The following is a 628-nucleotide window of genomic DNA, read 5'->3' on the forward strand; positions in this document are numbered from 1 at the left end:
TAGATGTCCTGGATGTTGGCCGCGCCACCGGGCACCGCAGCGGCAATGCGTGCAATCTCCTCCTCATCCAGCGCCACCAGGGTCAGCATGTCCGGCGTGATCGCCGTGCAGCCTTCGGGGATGCCGTTGGGTGGCACATCGATCTCGCCGGCTACCTGCTCACCCTGCTGCTCCTGCTGTTCCTCCAGTACCGCCTGCGCAAACTCCGCCAGCCTCGGGTGTTGGAACAGCGTGCGCACCTGCACACGCAGGCCCTGGGCGCGCACGCGCTCCAGCAGGCCCAGGGCGAGCAGCGAATGCCCGCCCAACTCGAAGAAGCCGTCCTGCCGGCCCACGCACTCCACGCCCAGCACCTCGGCCCAGATCTGCGCCAGCGTTTCTTCCAACTCGCCCTGTGGTGCCTCGTATTCCTGTGCACTCGCCATCTCCGGCTCGGGCAAGGCCTTGCGGTCCACCTTGCCGTTGGCTGTCAAAGGCAGGGCATCGAGCACGACGATGGCCGAGGGCACCATGTAGTCGGGCAGCACCTGGCCCAACCGGTCCTTGAGCCAACCGTCTTCGGCTGGCGAATTCAGCGAGACATAGGCCACCAATCGCGCCCCGCCTGCACCCTCCCTGGCCAGCACCA

General features: G+C 66.9%; 1 protein-coding gene. It reads right to left on the minus strand.

Going from position 1 to position 628, the window contains the following annotated elements; genetic code table 11:
• A partial coding sequence (locus DA1_RS29375; RefSeq protein ID WP_155737687.1) for a phosphopantetheine-binding protein occupies positions 1–628 on the minus strand: 628 nt, incomplete at both ends.

The sequence above is a fragment of the Delftia acidovorans NBRC 14950 genome (genome assembly GCF_001598795.1).
Taxonomy (GTDB): Bacteria; Pseudomonadota; Gammaproteobacteria; order Burkholderiales; family Burkholderiaceae_C; genus Comamonas; species Comamonas acidovorans.